This window comes from Paraburkholderia sp. RHO2, from assembly GCF_050955445.1.
Classification (GTDB): Bacteria; Actinomycetota; Actinomycetes; order Mycobacteriales; family Mycobacteriaceae; genus Prescottella; species Prescottella agglutinans_A.
This window is the reverse complement of sequence record NZ_CP162617.1, coordinates 3,766,861-3,782,323: the sequence shown is the minus strand read 5'-3', so window position 1 is coordinate 3,782,323 and position 15,463 is coordinate 3,766,861. Positions and strand designations below refer to the sequence as shown.

Below are 15,463 nucleotides of genomic sequence, written 5' to 3'. Positions count from 1 at the left end.
CCGGACTGTTCCCGAACGGGCACACGTCACACCCGCGACGGGCGCAGCAGCTGGTGTCGGTGGGCCCTGAGAGTATGGACGGCATGTCAGTGGATGCCACCCCGGAGAACACTGGAACCCGGCCCGACGAGGGATTGGATCCGCAGCAGTCTGCCGCGGTCCTCGCCCCGCGCGGGCCGGTCTGCGTGCTCGCCGGCGCCGGGACCGGTAAGACCCGGACCATCACGCGCCGCATCGCGCACCTCGTCGCGAACGGTCACGTCTCGGCGGGGCAGGTGCTGGCGGTCACGTTCACGGCCCGCGCCGCCGGCGAGATGCGGGGACGGCTCCGCGGCCTCGGCATCGGAGGCGGTGGCCCGCAGGTACAGGCCCGAACCTTCCACGCCGCCGCGCTGCGGCAGCTCAAGTACTTCTGGCCGCAGGTGATCGGGGACACCGAGTGGCGCCTGCTCGACCGCAAGTTCGCGCTCGTCGGGCAGGCTGCCGGACGGCTGGGCCTGTCGACCAGCACGGAGAGCATCCGCGACCTCGCGAGTGAGATCGAGTGGGCCAAGGGCTCCCTCGTCGCGCCCGAGGACTACCCGGCCGCTGCCGCGCGTGCCCGCCGGGACATCCCCGCCGACGCCGCGCAGGTCGCCGCCGTCTACACCGGTTACGAGACCCTCAAGACGCGCGGCGGCGACGGCATCCTGCTCGACTTCGACGACCTGCTGCTGCACACCGCGATCGCGCTCGAGGACAACGCGGCGGTCGCGGAGGAGTTCCGGGACCGCTACCGCTGCTTCGTCGTCGACGAGTACCAGGACGTGACGCCGCTGCAGCAGCGGGTGCTCGACTCGTGGCTCGGCGACCGCGACGATCTCACCGTCGTCGGTGACGCCAACCAGACCATCTATTCGTTCACCGGCGCCACCCCGAAGTACCTGCTGGACTTCTCGCGCCGGTTCCCGGACGCGACCGTCGTCCGGCTCGAGCGCGACTACCGGTCCACCCCGGAGGTCGTGTCGCTGGCCAACCGGGTCATCGGCGCCGCCCGCGGTCGTATCGCCGGCACCAGGCTGCAGCTGATCGGTCAGCGGCCGCCCGGACCCGAGCCGACGTTCGCCGAGTACGACGACGAGCCCGCGGAGGCCGCGGCCGTCGCCAAGCAGATCAAGAAGCTGATCGATGACGGGGTCGAACCGGCCGAGATCGCGGTGCTGTACCGCATCAACGCACAGTCCGAGGTGCACGAGCAGGCGCTGACCGAGGCGGGCATCCCGTACCAGGTGCGCGGCGGCGAGGGCTTCTTCACGCGTCAGGAGGTCCGGCAGGCCATCACCGCGCTCCGTCAGGTCGCCGGTCGCGACGACCTGCCCGACGGCGCCGACACCGGCAGCGCCCTGGTCACACTCGTGCGCGCGGTGCTGGTTCCGTTGGGGCTCACGGACACCGAGCCCGCCGGTGCGCAGGCACGCGAGCGGTGGGGCTCGCTCACCGCGCTGGTCGCCCTCACCGAGGAACTGCTGGCGCACGACTCGAATCTGACGCTGGGCGGGCTGCTGAACGAACTGGCCGCGAGGTCCGAGGCGCGGCACCCACCGGTCGTGCAGGGCGTCACGCTCGCGTCACTGCACGCCGCGAAGGGCCTCGAGTGGGACGCGGTGTTCCTCGTCGGCCTCACCGAGGGGACGCTGCCGATCGCGCACGTGCTCGGCGATGCCAACTCGCCCGGCGACGAGGCCGGGATCGAGGAGGAACGACGCCTGCTCTACGTCGGCGTCACCCGCGCCCGCGAGCACCTGGCGTTGTCGTGGGCGTTGGCCCGCAACGAGGGCGGACGCCGGTCCCGGCGCCGGTCCCGATTCCTGAACGGGCTGATCCCGGACGACTCCCCGGCGTCGCGTATCGCGAAGCCCGCGCAGTCCAAGCGGCAGCGTCCGCGGTGCCGGATGTGCGGCAAGCAGCTGATGGGATCGACGGCGACCATGCTCGGCCGCTGCGAGCAGTGCCCGTCGAACCTCGACATCGAACTGTTCGAGGCGCTCAAGGAGTGGCGTCGGGAGAAGTCCCGGGAGATGAAGGTGCCCGCGTACGTGGTGTTCAGCGACAACACGTTGACCGCGATCGCGGAGCAGCAACCGCAGGACGAGCGGGCGCTCGTGGCGATCCCGGGGATCGGTCCGAAGAAGCTCGAGCAGTACGGCGCCGACGTCCTCGCGGTGGTCCGCGGTGACCGTTCGGCGCCGGCACTGGATCTGACGTGACGGGCGCTCGGCGGTAAAACCGCAGGTCAAAAATAACTTGCTCGGTCTGTTCGGGTCCCATACCCTGGACAGCACGCCACGGGGAAACTCGTGTGCGGTGACCGTGTCCAGCACACGGAGCCCCGGAGACGGGGTCCGTGACGACGTGAAAGGGAGGTGGCAACGATGAACGGTTGGAACGCAACTGCGGCACACGTGTCGGTGCCCGCGTTCGCATGCGCATACCTCCCTGCGGCCGAAGTGGCCGCCGCGAGCGTCGCGGCGACAGCACCGCACGCAATCCGTCAGCGCGCAGCAGCAGCACCGGCAGCAGCCCGCGCATCCGTGGCCAGGAGCCGACACCGAGTCATCTCTCGGTAACACTCCGCCCGTCCTCCCGAGGCCACGGATCGCAATCGCGAACCGTGGCCTTCGTGTTTCGAGCTCATCGTTTCGAGTTCGGATCCGAGCCGCCGACCACGGTTCGTCCGAAACCCGAAAACCCGCACGAGCCCCGAGCCGATCGCTCGAAACGACAAGGAGAAGACGTGTCTACCGTGACATGCCGAGTACGAACCACGAACCACACCGTTTCCAACGGACTGGGAGTCGTCCGCTCGGCACGCCGGGAGCTGCCCTGCCGGGTCGACGACAACCCCGACCTGTGGTTCGCCGAGACCCCGGCCGACCTCGAACGCGCCAAGACCCTGTGCGGTGGATGCCCGGTCCGCAGCCGGTGCCTGAACGCGGCCCTCGACCGCGCGGAGCCGTGGGGTGTGTGGGGCGGCGAGATCTTCGACCAGGGCGTCGTCATCGCCCGCAAGCGGCCGCGAGGCCGACCCCGGAAGAACCCGGAGCAACAGAAGACGCTGGTGTGTGTATAGCAGCGGCGGCGCCGCATCAATCCCCTTGCGGGCTCTCCAACCACCGGGAGCCCGCAAGGGGCCTGCGCAGCAACGGCATACGACGGCGAATGCGGGTTCCTCGCCGACGAGAACCTAGACATCCAGTCGATCAGAAGCGTTCTGCGGGTGGTCGGTCGAACAGGACACAGGAACCGACCAAGGCACAGAAAGGCCTCGTCGGACCGACCTGCTCAGCCGCACCTACACCGGAGCCTTGAGCGAGTACCGCCACAATGAACTGTGATGTCAGGGGGCACCGAGGCCATACGTATAGGTTCCCGCAGTCCAATTGACGGTCGCGTGGTACTTGTAGCCCCGCATCTTGCCATCGCCGGCGTCTTCGTTGGCGGCGAAGCACTCGAACACTGTCGTGGTTTCGGTCAGGTCATCTGTCGAGCCTCCACCGACTGGAGAGCACGACACATCAAGAATCGGGCCATCGAGTATCGACTTCGAAACGTGTTCTTCAGCGAGGGTCTTTACACTGCCTTCGAGTTGGACCACGGTCAGTGCTCGTTTGGTGCGCTCGCCATCGTCTGTCTTCTTCTGTGCGGCCGCTGCTGCGGCTGCACGATCGGCTTCTTCTTGTGCCGCAGCTGCGGCCACTTGACGTTCCTCTTCGACCTTCGAGTCGTGGGACATCTTGATAGCGATCGCCACTCCAAGGCCGCTGAGAACGACCACGCCGAGGATGGTGAGCGCGATTGGTCGCTTCAGAAAGCGCTTGACCGCCTCTAACTTCGATGCGGCGCGGGAGCTTCCGTCGTCCGGCGATACCGTTGAAGGCTCGGGGAGATCGAGCCATTGCTTTCCGTCCCAATATCTCTGCCCGCCTTCTGGCGATGGATACCAGCCAGGAGTAGCTGTTGTTGTCTCGTTGGACATGTTTTGGTCCTCTCTGCTCGCGACGCTATTGTCGTCGCGAGACAGTCCCCCTGCGTTCCTGCAACCTGCCCGGCGTGGAACAGTATTACTCATGCAAAGATGAACAGGCATTTGTCTTCACGGAACGCGTTGCAACGGTTTACTCAGTCGAGCGACCCGACTCTAATGCCCGCTATTCCTGAATGTCGCTGAATCGTGATAATCCGCAGATGGGCGCCGTTCCTATGCGCCGTCGAGGCTCTCGAGATCCACGGCGCCGGCGGACTCGTCCGAGAATCCGGGCAGCCACCTCGTGAGAATGGCCATGTACGGCGCGTAGGCGTCGAGCTGGGCGCAGATGCCAACTGACCCGAGGAGCACACGGAAGATCATGAGGTACTCGGGTGGCAGGTTGAGCGCACGCGCCGTCCGGAAATGGGTACCCGACAAGTCGGTCGCCGTCCCGGCGGCCTTCTGCAGCCACGCTCGGGTGAAGTGGAACGACTCGGTGCGGATGGGGTCGGTGAACGGACGCAGGTAGTCGGCGATCTCCTGATCGGTGACCGTGCGGCCGGGCAGCACGAAACCGTTGGCGCGCAACAGTTCCGCGAGCTCGTCGAACCGCTCCTCGAGGCTCAGTCGGACCATCCGGCCCAGCACCGGCGGCAGCCCGTCCGGCATCGGGGCGGCGGCGCCGAAGTCGATGATCCCGAGGCGACCGTCGTCGTGGAGCATGAAGTTGCCCGGGTGCGGATCGCAGTGCAGCAGCCCGACGCGGGCGGGGGAGACGAAGTGGAACTCCGCGAGCAGGGCGCCGGCGGTGTTGCGTTGCTCGGGGGTACCGCCGGCGATGATCGCCGACAGCGGCGTCGCCGACATCCATTCGGTGACGACGACCTTGGGTGCGCTCGCCACGACGCGTGGCACCACGAACCGTGCATCGCCCTCGAAGGCCTTCGCGAACGCGCGCTGGTTGTCGGCCTCGATGCGGTAGTCCAATTCCTCCTCGGTCCGCGCGCTGAGCTCGTCGAGGATCGGCTTGATGTCGGTGCCCGGCATCACGGACGCGAACATGCCGGCGAACCGCGACAGCGTCTTCAGGTCGGCCCGCAGGGCCTCGTCGGCGCCGGGGTACTGCACCTTGACCGCGACCTCGCGGCCGTCGGCCCACACGGCGCGGTGCACCTGCCCGATGCTGGCGGACGCAGTGGGGATGTCGTCGAACTCGGCGAACCGGGTCCGCCATTTGGTGCCGAGTTGTTGGTCGAGCACCCGATGCACGGCCTTCGCGGGGAGCGGGGGCGCCTCGGCCTGCAGCTTGGTCAACGCCTCCCGGTACGGTTCGGCGAACTCCTCGGGTATCGCGGCCTCCATCACGCTGAGCGCCTGCCCGAGCTTCATCGCGCCGCCCTTGAGCTCACCGAGCACGGTGAACAACTGTTCGGCGGCCTTCGACGTCAACTGCGCGTCGATCGCGTCCCTGTCGCCGCCGGCGAGTTTCCGGCCGAACCCCATCGCGGCCCGCCCGGCGATGCCCAGCGGAATGCTCGCGAGCTTGGCGGTGCGGGCAGTGCTTCGGCGGGGAATTTCGGACACCAAACCATCATGGCGGAAGATCTGCGGGTTCGTCCAAGAACATCGTCGATCGTGAGCATCCACACCGTGGGTTGCGGGGCCACGGCCGGACCGCGAGACGGTGCGTGTCCAGGTCGAGTTCCAGCGTCGCGTCGAGGCTGGCGGGTGCCGGTCGCGCCACCCCGGACAGCACCTTCTCGAGCTGCCCCAGCGCGACCGCCGCGGTGGCCATGATGGTGGCCGGGCCGGCATGGCCCACCCGACCGAGCAGTTGCGCGGCCACGTGCGGCCACTCGTCGTCCGCCGCGCATCGGGTCAGATCGGCGCACCGCAGGCAGCTGGTGCGACCGGGCAACACGAGCGGTCCGACGACGCCGCGGCCGTCGCGCAGCCGGACCTGCAGGTGCGGTGTTCCCGCGGTGAACAACGCGTCGACCAGGCGCGGATCCGCGACGAGGTCGTCGGTGAGGAGCACGCACAGACAGTTCCACCGCGTGACGTCGGTGTCGGCGGTGAAGTGGGTGGACCGCGTGACCCGCACCGGCGCACCGACGAGACCGGCGGCGATCGCGTCGGCGAGTGGTCCGCGGCCGTGGATGCGGATGACCGGCATCGGATCCGGCATTGCCGCCGCCGGCCGCAGCAACCCGGCCTCGTCGAGTTCGCTCAGCAGCGTCGACATGTCGGTGGGAGTGATGCCGTGGGCGACGGCCCGCCACACCACGGCGGGGCGGGACATCCGGCCGTCGAGCAGCTGTAGGACCGACGCGAGCGCGTCGGCGTCCACGCCGGCCGGCGGCGTGAGCATCAGGGCCGTGTCCGGATCCCAGCCGATCTGGACGCGGCCGCTGGGCCGGACCACGACGGGGCGGCGCGGATCGAGCGCGGGGCGGTGGACGCGCCGGGCGGATGACTGGGTCATGTCGTCGACCATCGCACCTCGCGAGCGTCGCGGACGCCCGCCGGACGGGGTTGTCCACAGGCCCGGGTGCCGTGTGACGTGCGGTTTCGGGTCGCTGCGCGGATTCGTCGGAAATCCGGGTCCGGCGCCGTCGGAGCGGGCCGCTAGCGTGGGGGTCCGTGACTGGCTCCGGAACCTCCGACAGTGGCCATCTCGGGCGCCCCGACGTGGAGATCCGCCGCAGCGCGCGGCGCCGGCGCACCGTCAGCGCGCGCCGCGAGGGCGACAGGGTGGTCGTGCTGATGCCGGCCGGTCTGTCGAAGGCCGCGGAGGCCGACCTGGTCGCCGAGATGATCGGGAAGCTCGAGCGCGCGGACCGCCGGGCCGCGGCCGCCGCCGAACGCAGCGACGTCGAACTCGCCGAGCGGGCCGCCAGGCTGTCGGCGCGGTGGCTCGGCGGTGCTGCCGCACCGGTATCGGTGCGCTGGGTGCCGTCGATGCGGACCCGCTGGGCGTCCTGCACGCCGAACGACGGCACCATCCGGGTCAGCGAACTGCTGCGGACGGTGCCGTCGTACGTGCTGGACTACGTGCTGGTCCACGAACTCGTGCACCTGTACGTCGCCGGCGGTCACAACGACCGCTTCTGGCGGGAGGTGCGACGCTATCCGAAGACGGAGCGGGCGATGGGCTACCTGGAGGCCTACTCCGTGGTGACGCGGCATCCGGCGCTGCTCGACGTCGTCGACGACTGTGCCGCCGCCGACGACGACCGGACCTCTACCGGCTAGATGAGCTCCCACTCTGGAGAAGGCCGATCCAGGCCCCATGCCAGACTCGACTCCGTCGTGCGGCACATGACGCCGACACGATAGGTGTCGTCGCCGGACTGCAGTTCGCCGAGCGCCAACCCCGCTCCGGCCAGTGCGCCATCCACTGCGCGCAGGATCGCCGGCACGTGTTCACCGCGCTCGAGGTCGGCCCCGGCCGCTTCCCTGGCGGCGGACTCGACGGCAGCGACAACCGCGCGGTCCTTCCCGAAAGCTTCCACCCGACGCGCCACGAACTGCGATATCTGTCCGGGCCACTCCTCGCCGGACCAGTCGACCGGCAAGAGAATCCCGTCCTGGATCAACGCATCCACCACATCGTCCACATCGGGCAGGATCCCCAGCTCAGCCGGCGAAAGAAAGTACGCCATATCGCTCACGCGGTCAGCATACGTATGGGCATCCGAGCCGCCGGCGGCTGCGCAAAGGAAACTTCACGCAACCAACACGACAATCGTCGCCACCCACCGAACCGAGTCCGGGCCTGGCCGGCAAACCTCGTGATCGTCCACCGCGCCGCCGTGGTCTTGAACGCCCCACACCTGGACTCGACCATTGTCAGACAGGCTCTAGGCGTCACCCTCGTCGTTGCCGCTCTCGCGGTTCTTCTCTTCGCGTTCGCGGGCCTCGGTCTGCTCGAGCTGCGCGATCGGGTCGTGGAACGTGCCCGAGTCGTCGCCGCCCAGGATGCGGTCGACGAACGCGGCCGGGCTGTCGAGATCCGAGGAGTCGGGCAGCAGGTCGGGGTGCGCCCACACGCCGTCGCGGACGTCGACGCCGGTGTCGGTGGTGAGCCGGCGCCACAACTGCGCGGCCTCGCGGACCTTGCGCGGCCGCAGTTCAAGTCCGACGAGGGTGGCGAAGGTCTGCTCAGCGGGTCCGCCGGTGGCGCGACGACGTCGCAGCGTCTCGGTGAGGGCCGCGACACCGGGAAGCCGCTCGCCGAGCGCCTCCGAGACGACGGTCTCCACCCAGCCCTCGACCAGCGCGAGCATCGTCTCGAGTCGCTCGAGCGCCTGCTTCTGCTCGGGTGTGGTCTGCGGTTCGAACGCGCCCTGCTGCAGGATCTTCTCGATCTGCGACGGGTCGGTCAGCGCCGACGGGTCGAGACCCTGTGCCGCCTCCTCGATCGCGGAGAAGTCCATCTTGATACCGCGTGCATAGTCCTCGACGGTGGACAGCAGTCGCTGGCGCAGCCACGGTACGTGGCTGTAGAGGCGCTGGTAGGCGGCCTCGCGGGCCGCAATGAACACGAGCACCTCGCGGTGCGGCTGCTCGAGTCCCTCGCTGAACGCCTCGATCGCGGCGGGCAGCAGCGCGGCGGTCCCGGCGGGGCCGAGCGGCAGCCCGATGTCGGTGGAGGTGAGGACCTCCTTCGACAGCTGGCCGAGGGCCTGGCCGAGCTGGGAGCCGAACGTGAGACCGCCCATCTGGGTGAGCATGCCCGCCATCGGGCCGATCATGCTGCGGGCTTCCTCGGGCAGGCCCTCCACCCACATGCCGGACACCTGCTGGGCGACGGGGTCGCACAGGCGCTTCCACGTGTCGAGCGTGCCGTCGAGCCAGTCGTTGGGGGTCCAGGCGAGCGTGCGGGTGGCGCCGGCGGGGAGCGTCGTCGCGCCGTCGAGCCACAGCTCAGCGAGCCGGGCGGCGTCCGCGACCGCGGACGCGGTGCCCTCGGTGATCGGGGTCACCGAACCGATCTGCTGCCGGGCGAGGTTCTTCGCCACGTCGTAGTTGACGGGGCCGGACTGGCCGCCCTGGCCCATCGCGTTGCCCATGCCGCTCAGCATCTGGCCGAACTGGGTGAGCATCTGTCCGAGTGCCGCCGGGTCGAAGCCCGCACCACCCGCGGCGCCGAGGCCGAACGCGTTGGGATCGAAGCCGAACGGCTGACCGGCGCCTTGCCCCCCGCCCTGTTCGCCGCCCGAGTCCTTCTTGTGGTCCGGGTCGTCGTCGGAGTTGGAGAAACCAAAGGGCAGATCGCTCATAGTTCAACGGTACAAGGCGAGACGGCCCGTGGCCCGTGCGGAGATCACGCTGACGGCGAACACCCGGTAGGGGGACGGGGAGCACCCCGGTCGGCGCTCTATCCTGGGCCTGGTGAACCGACGGATGGTGACCCTGCTGGCAGCGTTGGCCCCGGTCGTGGTGCTCGGAGTCCTCGGGACGACGGTCCGCGTGCCCTTCGTAGCGCTCGGTCCCGGTCCCACGTTCAACACCCTCGGCGAGGTCGACGGCAAGCCCGTCGTGGAGATCGACGGCACCCCGGTCGATCCGACGAGCGGCAATCTCAACATGACGACGGTCGCGGTGCGCGACAAGCTGACGCTGTTCGACGCCCTCGGGCTGTGGGCGAGCGGCCGGCAGGGCCTGGTGCCCCGCGAGGAGGTGTATCCGCCGCAGAAGTCGAAGGACGAGGTGCAGGAGGAGAACACCGCCCAGTTCGAGAAGTCCGAGAACAGCGCCGAACTGGCGGCTCTGCGTTATCTCGGGCTGCCGGTGGCCCTCGAACTGACCACCGTCAGCGCCGACGGTCCGGCCGCATCGGTGCTGAAGGACGGGGACCTGCTGCTGCGGATCGACGGAACCCCGGTGGACACGCTGACCGGTCTGCAGGACGTGGTCGGTGCGACGGCTCCCGGCACCACCGTGCAGGTCACGTACCAGCGGGACGGCGTCGAGTCGACCGCCCCGATCACGCTCGGTTCCCGCCCGGACACCGACGGCTCGGACGAGGCGAACAAGGGCTACCTCGGCGTCAACGCCAAGCAGGTGCCGAACGTGCCGTTCACGATCGACTTCAACCTCGCCGACATCGGTGGTCCGTCGGCCGGCCTGATGTTCAGCCTCGCGGTGGTCGACAAGCTCAGCCCCGGCGAGATCAACGGCGGCGACTTCGTCGCGGGCACCGGCACGATCGACCCGGACGGTGACGTGGGGCCTATCGGCGGCATTCCGTACAAGATGATCGCCGCGCAGGAGGCGGGCGCGACCACGTTCCTGGTCCCCGCGAAGAACTGCGACGAGGCCAAGGCGAACCAGCCGGGCGGCCTCGACCTGGTGAAGGTCGAGACCCTCGGTGGTGCGGTCGACGCCCTCACCACCATCAACTCCGGCGGCACCGCACCCAGCTGCTAGGCGCTACTCCTCGTCGGCGTCGAGCGTCGCGTACAGCGCGGCGACGACGCCGGGCGCGAGGTTGTCGTAGGTGCGCAGCTCGATGCCGGCGAACGGATCGTCGTTGTCGGTGGGGCGGAGCTGCAGCAGCGCGATCGAGGGTCCGTCCCGCAGCACCGCCGCGATCAGCCGTGCCTCCCGGCGCTCGGGGTGTTCCTCGGCGGCCGCGCGCGCAGCCTCGTCGGCCGCGTGCCGGTCGGAGAGCAGCGGGGCAAGCGCGTCGTCGAGGTCGGATTCGGCCTCCGGCGGCAGGACCACGATCTCCTGCACCAGCGCGCAGCCGACCACCTCGGACGGCCAGCTGGTGGTGGCGAGGAACTCGTCGAGGGCGGGGGAGCCGCCCTCGACGTCGTCGGGTAGGGCGCCCTGTTCGATCGGTGTGAGTTCGGCGCCGTCGTCCAGCTGATCGAGGAGGGACGGATCGGCCGCGGCGACCAGTGCGGTCGGGACGATCGCGAACATCGTGGGAGGTTGACCCCATCCACCGGCGTCGACGAAGTCGATCACTTCGTGCACACATCGGCGCAGGGACTCGTCGGACAGGCTCACGTTCGGGTTGCCGCTGAACGGGTCATCCCCGCGGAACACGCCATCGCTATCGATCACGTACTTATCCTTGCACCAGGGGGTCGCACCGGTACTCGTCGGTCGTGGCACTCCCGACGTCCGCTCGTTACGTAGAGTAGGACGAAACGGTCACTCTCACGTGACGCTGGACGGTGCATTGGCTGCGGCGCGAAGGCGTCGCCGGATTGTTGGGAGTGGCAAGTGGGCATGCGGCCCCCCGCCGGTTTACCTTCGTTGTCGAAACGCACACGCGTGCTGCTGATCCTGGCGTTGATCGCCGCGGCACTGCTGCTGATCGGCCCTCGATTCATCGACATCTACACCGACTGGTTGTGGTTCGGTGAGGTCGACTTCCGTGGCGTGTTCAGCAAGGTGATCGTCACCCGATTGGCGCTGTTCCTGATCGTCGGGTTGGTCGTCGGCGCGATCGTCTGGCTGGCGTTGCTGCTGGCCTATCGGTCGCGGCCGATGTTCCTGCCGTCGCCGGGCGCGAACGATCCGGTGGCGCGGTACCGCACCGCCGTGATGACGCGCCAGAAGCTGTTCGGGATCGGCATCCCCGTCGTGATCGGCTTGTTCGCCGGCCTGGTCGGTCAGGCCAGCTGGGCGACGGTGCAGATGTTCTTCAACGGCGACTCGTTCGGCATCACGGATCCGCAGTTCGGCAAGGACATCGGGTTCTACGCGTTCGATCTGCCCTTCTACCAGTTCGTGCTGAACTGGCTCTTCGTGGCGGTCGTCATCGCGTTCTTCGCGAGCCTGATCACGCACTACATCTTCGGTGGCCTGCGGCTCAGCGGCCGGCAGGGGGCGTTGACCCGGTCGGCGCGCGTGCAGCTGGCGGTCCTGGCCGGCACGTTCGTGCTGCTCAAGGCCGTCTCCTACTGGTTCGACCGGTACGCCCTGCTGTTCAGCAGCCGCAAGGAGCCCACGTTCACCGGCGCCGGCTACACCGACATCAATGCGGTCCTGCCGGCCAAGCTGATCCTGATGGCCATCGCGATCATCTGCGCCATCGCGTTCTTCGCGGCGATCTTCCTGCGCGATCTGCGGATCCCCGCGATGGCGGTGGTCCTGCTGGTGTTCTCGTCGATCCTCGTCGGCGCGGTGTACCCGCTGATCGTCGAGCAGTTCTCGGTCAAGCCCAACGCGGCCGACAAGGAGCGCACGTACATCGAGCGCAATATCGCGGCGACGCGGCAGGCGTACGGGATCACCGACGAGAATGTCGAGTACGTGCCCTACCCGGGTTCTACGAAGAAGCAGCCCAAGGACGTGCCTGCGGACGTCACGACGATCGCGAACACCCGGTTGCTCGATCCGAACATCCTCTCGCCAACCTTCACCGCGCAGCAGCAGCTCAAGAACTTCTACGCGTTCCCCAAGTCGCTCAACATCGACCGTTACGACATGAACGGCGAACTGCGCGACTTCGTCGTCGCAGCGCGTGAGCTGTCGCCGTCGAGCCTGCAGGGCAACCAGACGGACTGGATCAACAAGCACACGGTCTACACGCACGGCAACGGGTTCGTGGCCGCGTACGCCAACCAGGTGACGGCGGTGAGCGGTGACGTCCAGAACAACACCGGCGGCTACCCGATCTACAGCGTCAGCGATCTGACGACCAAGCCGGCGGACCCGGCGCTCGAGGTGGAAAATCCGCGCATCTACTACGGCCCGGTGATCGCGGCGTCCGATGCCGACTACGCGATCGTCGGTGGCGAGCCGGGGAGCGCGCCGCGCGAGTACGACACCGACGAGAAGAAGTACACGTACGACGGTGACGGTGGCGTGGGGATCGGCAACTGGTTCAACCGGTTGATGTTCGCGGCCAAGTACACCGAGCGCAACATCCTGTTCTCGGGCGCGATCGGCTCGGATTCGAAGATCATCTACAACCGCGATCCGGCGGAGCGCGTCAACAAGGTGGCGCCGTGGCTCACCACGGACGGCACCGTGTACCCGGCCGTGGTGGACGGGCGCCTGCAGTGGATCGTCGACGCGTACACCACGCTCGACAACTACCCGTACGCGCAGCGCTCGTCGCTCGAGGGCCTGGTGCAGGACAGCACCAATCAGGCGACGGGCCGAATGCTGCCGAAGAAGGAGGTGTCGTACATCCGGAACTCGGTGAAGGCGACCGTCGACGCGTACGACGGCACCGTCACGCTGTACCAGGTGGACGACAAGGACCCGGTGCTCAAGGCGTGGATGGGTGTCTTCCCGGACACCGTCAAGCCGAAGTCGGACGTCTCGGCCGACCTGCAGGCGCACTTCCGGTACCCGGAGGATCTGTTCAAGGTGCAGCGCGAGATGCTTGCGAAGTACCACGTGGACGACCCGGGCGAGTTCTTCACCAACAACGCGTTCTGGTCGGTGCCGAGCGACCCGACGGTCGACACGGACAAGAACCAGCCGCCCTACTACGTGCTGTCCGGTAACCCGGAGACGGCGAAGCCGCAGTTCGTGCTCACCAGCCCGATGGTCGGGTTCAACCGTGAGCTGCTGTCGGCGTACATCTCGGTGCAGTCGGATCCGGGGAACTACGGCAAGTTCCGGGTGCTGCAGTTGCCGACGAACACGCAGACGCAGGGTCCGCAGCAGGCGCAGAGCGCGATGACATCGAATACCAAGGTCGCGAGCGAGCTGTCGCTCCTGAAACAGTCCAACAAGATCCTGTACGGCAACCTGCTGACCCTGCCGATTGCCGACGGCGGCATCCTGTACGTCGAGCCGATCTACACGCAGCGGAATTCGCCGAACGCGTTCCCGCAGCTGGCGCGTGTCATGGTGAGCTTCACCGACACCAACGGCATCAGGGTCGGCTACGCGCCGACGTTGGCGGAGGCGCTGGATCAGGTGTTCGGCTCGGGGACCGGCAACGTCGCGACCGCGCCGAGCGGTGAGACCGCACCCGCGCCGGAGCAGAACGCCGGTCAGACGACGTCGCCGACGTCGCCGACGGCGCCCGCGCCGCCAGCCCCCGGTCAGACACCAGACAAGGCTGCAGCGGTCGCGCAGCTGGACGCGGCCCTGGCGAATCTGCAGTCGGCGCAGCAGGGCGGCGATTTCAAGGCCTACGGTGACGCGCTTGCGCAGCTGCAGAAGGCGGTCGAGGCGTACCAGAAGGCCGGTGGTTAGACGGTTCGCGGCCGGGAGCTGAATCCCGGCGAGAGCTGAAGGGACCCTTCATTGAACTGGTCCCCGATTGTTGGACTGGCTAAGTGGGAGCCTAAGCCGCGAGGGCCTGGGTCCGGTATTGCACCGGGCTCAGGCCCTCGAGTTTTGTGGAGATCCGTTCGGTGTTGTACCAGTCGATGTAGTCGTCGATCGCGGTGGTCAGCGCCTCGGTGTCGGGGTATCGGGTGTGGTCGAAGAGCTCGGCTTTGAGGTGGCCGAAGAAGTTCTCCATCACGGCGTTGTCGTAGCAGTTGGCCTTGCGCGACATCGATTGGGTCGCAGCGGCTTCAGCGAGCAGCCGTCGCCAGGACGAGTGCTGGTACTGGAATCCCTGATCCGAGTGCACGAGCGGGGCCTGCCCGTCGTCGAGGGTCGCGAGCGCGGCTTGCAGCGAACTGTTGGTCAGTTGCAGCGTCGGTGACGGGCCGATCGAGTGGGCGACGATCTGCCGGTCGAACAGGTCCATGACCGGTGACAGATACAGCTTGTCGTCGCCGATGCGGAACTCGGTCACGTCGGTGACCCACTTGCGGTTCGGGGCGTCGGCGGTGAAGTCGCGGTCGAGCAGGTTCGCCGCGATCGTGCCGACCTGGCCCTGATAGGCGACGTACTTGCGCTTGCGTCGGACCCGGCAGGCCAGCCCGAGCGTGCGCATCAGCGTCAGCACCGTCTTCTTCGCCACCCGCCAGCCGGCACGGGTCAGTGCGTGGTGGATGCGACGGTGCCCGTAGCGGCCGCGGCTGCGCACGAACGCCTCGGTGATCGCGGCCTTCAACTCGGCGTTCGGGTCCGGTGCCCGCAGACGCGCCTGGTGATAGAAGAACGTCGACCGGGCCACCCCGGTGGCCTCGAGCAGCACATCGATGCGGTGTTCGGCCTTGAGGGAGACGACGGCAGCGACCTTCACCGTCGTTGTTGCGCCCTCAAGGCCCGTAATTTTCCCAGGTAGGCGACCTGCGCCCGCAGCACCTCGTTCTCGCGGCGCAGCTGCTCGAGCTCACTGACCTCGTCCGGCCCGGGATCGGCGGGTTTCGGGGGACGCCCGGCCCGCTTCGGGCGCAGCCCGTCCTCGCCCTCGTTGCGGTACTTGCGCACCCACGTCTCGATCAGTTTCGGCGAGGACAGGTCGAACTCGCGGGCGAGGTCGACCTTCGCCTCGCCGGCGATAGCGCGGCGCACTACGTCGAGTTTCAACTCGAACGAGAACGACCGTCTGTCCCGAGGTTTGGCCACCAG

At 68.2% G+C, this 15,463-nt stretch carries 13 protein-coding genes; 5 read left to right on the top strand and 8 right to left on the bottom strand.

Translation table 11 applies throughout. From position 1 onward, the window contains the following. The first annotated feature begins 83 nt into the window (after positions 1-83). Together ABTV10_RS17640 and ABTV10_RS17635 are read left to right on the top strand one after the other, a co-directional pair. A complete protein-coding gene (locus ABTV10_RS17640; protein ID WP_499028905.1) occupies positions 84-2,246 on the top strand; it encodes an ATP-dependent DNA helicase UvrD2 in 2,163 nt (720 codons plus the stop codon). 527 nt (positions 2,247-2,773) lie between these two features. Continuing rightward, a complete protein-coding gene (locus ABTV10_RS17635) occupies positions 2,774-3,109 on the top strand; it encodes a WhiB family transcriptional regulator (protein ID WP_499028903.1) in 336 nt (111 codons plus the stop codon). Between the two features lie 267 nt (positions 3,110-3,376). On the opposite strand, the gene ABTV10_RS17630 is transcribed toward ABTV10_RS17635, so the two are convergent. The 3 genes from ABTV10_RS17630 to ABTV10_RS17620 form a co-directional block, all read right to left on the bottom strand. Beyond that, complete coding sequence (locus ABTV10_RS17630; RefSeq protein ID WP_499028902.1) at positions 3,377-4,015, bottom strand: DUF2510 domain-containing protein; 639 nt, start codon at positions 4,013-4,015, stop codon at positions 3,377-3,379. Positions 4,016-4,237: 222 nt separating this feature from the next. Next, positions 4,238-5,590, bottom strand: a complete 1,353-nt coding sequence (locus ABTV10_RS17625) for an ABC1 kinase family protein (protein ID WP_499028900.1) — start codon at positions 5,588-5,590, stop codon at positions 4,238-4,240. 7 nt (positions 5,591-5,597) lie between these two features. Beyond that, positions 5,598-6,491, bottom strand: a complete 894-nt coding sequence (locus ABTV10_RS17620) for a hypothetical protein (protein WP_499028898.1) — start codon at positions 6,489-6,491, stop codon at positions 5,598-5,600. A 158-nt stretch (positions 6,492-6,649) separates the two neighbouring features. On the opposite strand from ABTV10_RS17620, the gene ABTV10_RS17615 reads away from it, so the two are divergent. Further along, complete coding sequence (locus tag ABTV10_RS17615) at positions 6,650-7,261, top strand: M48 metallopeptidase family protein (protein WP_499028896.1); 612 nt, start codon at positions 6,650-6,652, stop codon at positions 7,259-7,261. On the opposite strand, the gene ABTV10_RS17610 is transcribed toward ABTV10_RS17615, so the two are convergent. Continuing rightward, the gene (locus ABTV10_RS17610; protein WP_499035209.1) at positions 7,258-7,671 is read right to left on the bottom strand and encodes a DUF6630 family protein; all 414 of its coding nucleotides are present in this window, start codon (positions 7,669-7,671) and stop codon (positions 7,258-7,260) included. The two genes, ABTV10_RS17615 and ABTV10_RS17610, sit on opposite strands and share 4 nt — an antisense overlap. A 198-nt stretch (positions 7,672-7,869) precedes the next feature. Then, a complete protein-coding gene (locus tag ABTV10_RS17605) occupies positions 7,870-9,291 on the bottom strand; it encodes a zinc-dependent metalloprotease (RefSeq protein ID WP_499028894.1) in 1,422 nt (473 codons plus the stop codon). A 112-nt stretch (positions 9,292-9,403) separates the two neighbouring features. Here ABTV10_RS17605 and ABTV10_RS17600 point away from each other — a divergent pair, with 112 nt between their 5' ends. After that, positions 9,404-10,441: a YlbL family protein gene (locus ABTV10_RS17600; protein ID WP_499028892.1), complete on the top strand. Its 1,038-nt coding sequence runs from the start codon at positions 9,404-9,406 to the stop codon at positions 10,439-10,441. Between the two features lie 3 nt (positions 10,442-10,444). Here ABTV10_RS17600 and ABTV10_RS17595 read toward each other — a convergent pair whose 3' ends face one another. Then, positions 10,445-11,086 (bottom strand): PPA1309 family protein, encoded by a 642-nt coding sequence (locus tag ABTV10_RS17595; protein WP_499028890.1) that lies wholly within the window; start codon positions 11,084-11,086, stop codon positions 10,445-10,447. A 168-nt stretch (positions 11,087-11,254) separates the two neighbouring features. Here ABTV10_RS17595 and ABTV10_RS17590 point away from each other — a divergent pair, with 168 nt between their 5' ends. Beyond that, the gene (locus ABTV10_RS17590) at positions 11,255-14,188 is read left to right on the top strand and encodes a UPF0182 family protein (RefSeq protein WP_499035207.1); all 2,934 of its coding nucleotides are present in this window, start codon (positions 11,255-11,257) and stop codon (positions 14,186-14,188) included. Between the two features lie 91 nt (positions 14,189-14,279). On the opposite strand, the gene ABTV10_RS17585 is transcribed toward ABTV10_RS17590, so the two are convergent. Both ABTV10_RS17585 and ABTV10_RS17580 read right to left on the bottom strand, forming a co-directional pair. Beyond that, on the bottom strand, positions 14,280-15,134 hold the full coding sequence (locus ABTV10_RS17585) for an IS3 family transposase (protein WP_499028888.1): 855 nt from the start codon (positions 15,132-15,134) through the stop codon (positions 14,280-14,282). Then, on the bottom strand, positions 15,131-15,460 hold the full coding sequence (locus ABTV10_RS17580; RefSeq protein ID WP_499035126.1) for a transposase: 330 nt from the start codon (positions 15,458-15,460) through the stop codon (positions 15,131-15,133). The genes ABTV10_RS17585 and ABTV10_RS17580 overlap by 4 nt, the downstream gene beginning before the upstream one ends. Positions 15,461-15,463 lie beyond the last annotated feature (3 nt).

Excerpts from the sequence above, each read along its gene's own strand:
- ABTV10_RS17590 (WP_499035207.1), top strand. The coding sequence starts at position 11,255 with ATGCGGCCCCCCGCCGGTTTACCTTCGTTGTCGAAACGCACACGCGTG.
- ABTV10_RS17620 (WP_499028898.1), bottom strand. The coding sequence starts at position 6,491 with ATGACCCAGTCATCCGCCCGGCGCGTCCACCGCCCCGCGCTCGATCCG.
- ABTV10_RS17630 (WP_499028902.1), bottom strand. The coding sequence starts at position 4,015 with ATGTCCAACGAGACAACAACAGCTACTCCTGGCTGGTATCCATCGCCA.
- ABTV10_RS17610 (WP_499035209.1), bottom strand. The coding sequence starts at position 7,671 with ATGGCGTACTTTCTTTCGCCGGCTGAGCTGGGGATCCTGCCCGATGTG.
- ABTV10_RS17605 (WP_499028894.1), bottom strand. The coding sequence starts at position 9,291 with ATGAGCGATCTGCCCTTTGGTTTCTCCAACTCCGACGACGACCCGGAC.
- ABTV10_RS17640 (WP_499028905.1), top strand. The coding sequence starts at position 84 with ATGTCAGTGGATGCCACCCCGGAGAACACTGGAACCCGGCCCGACGAG.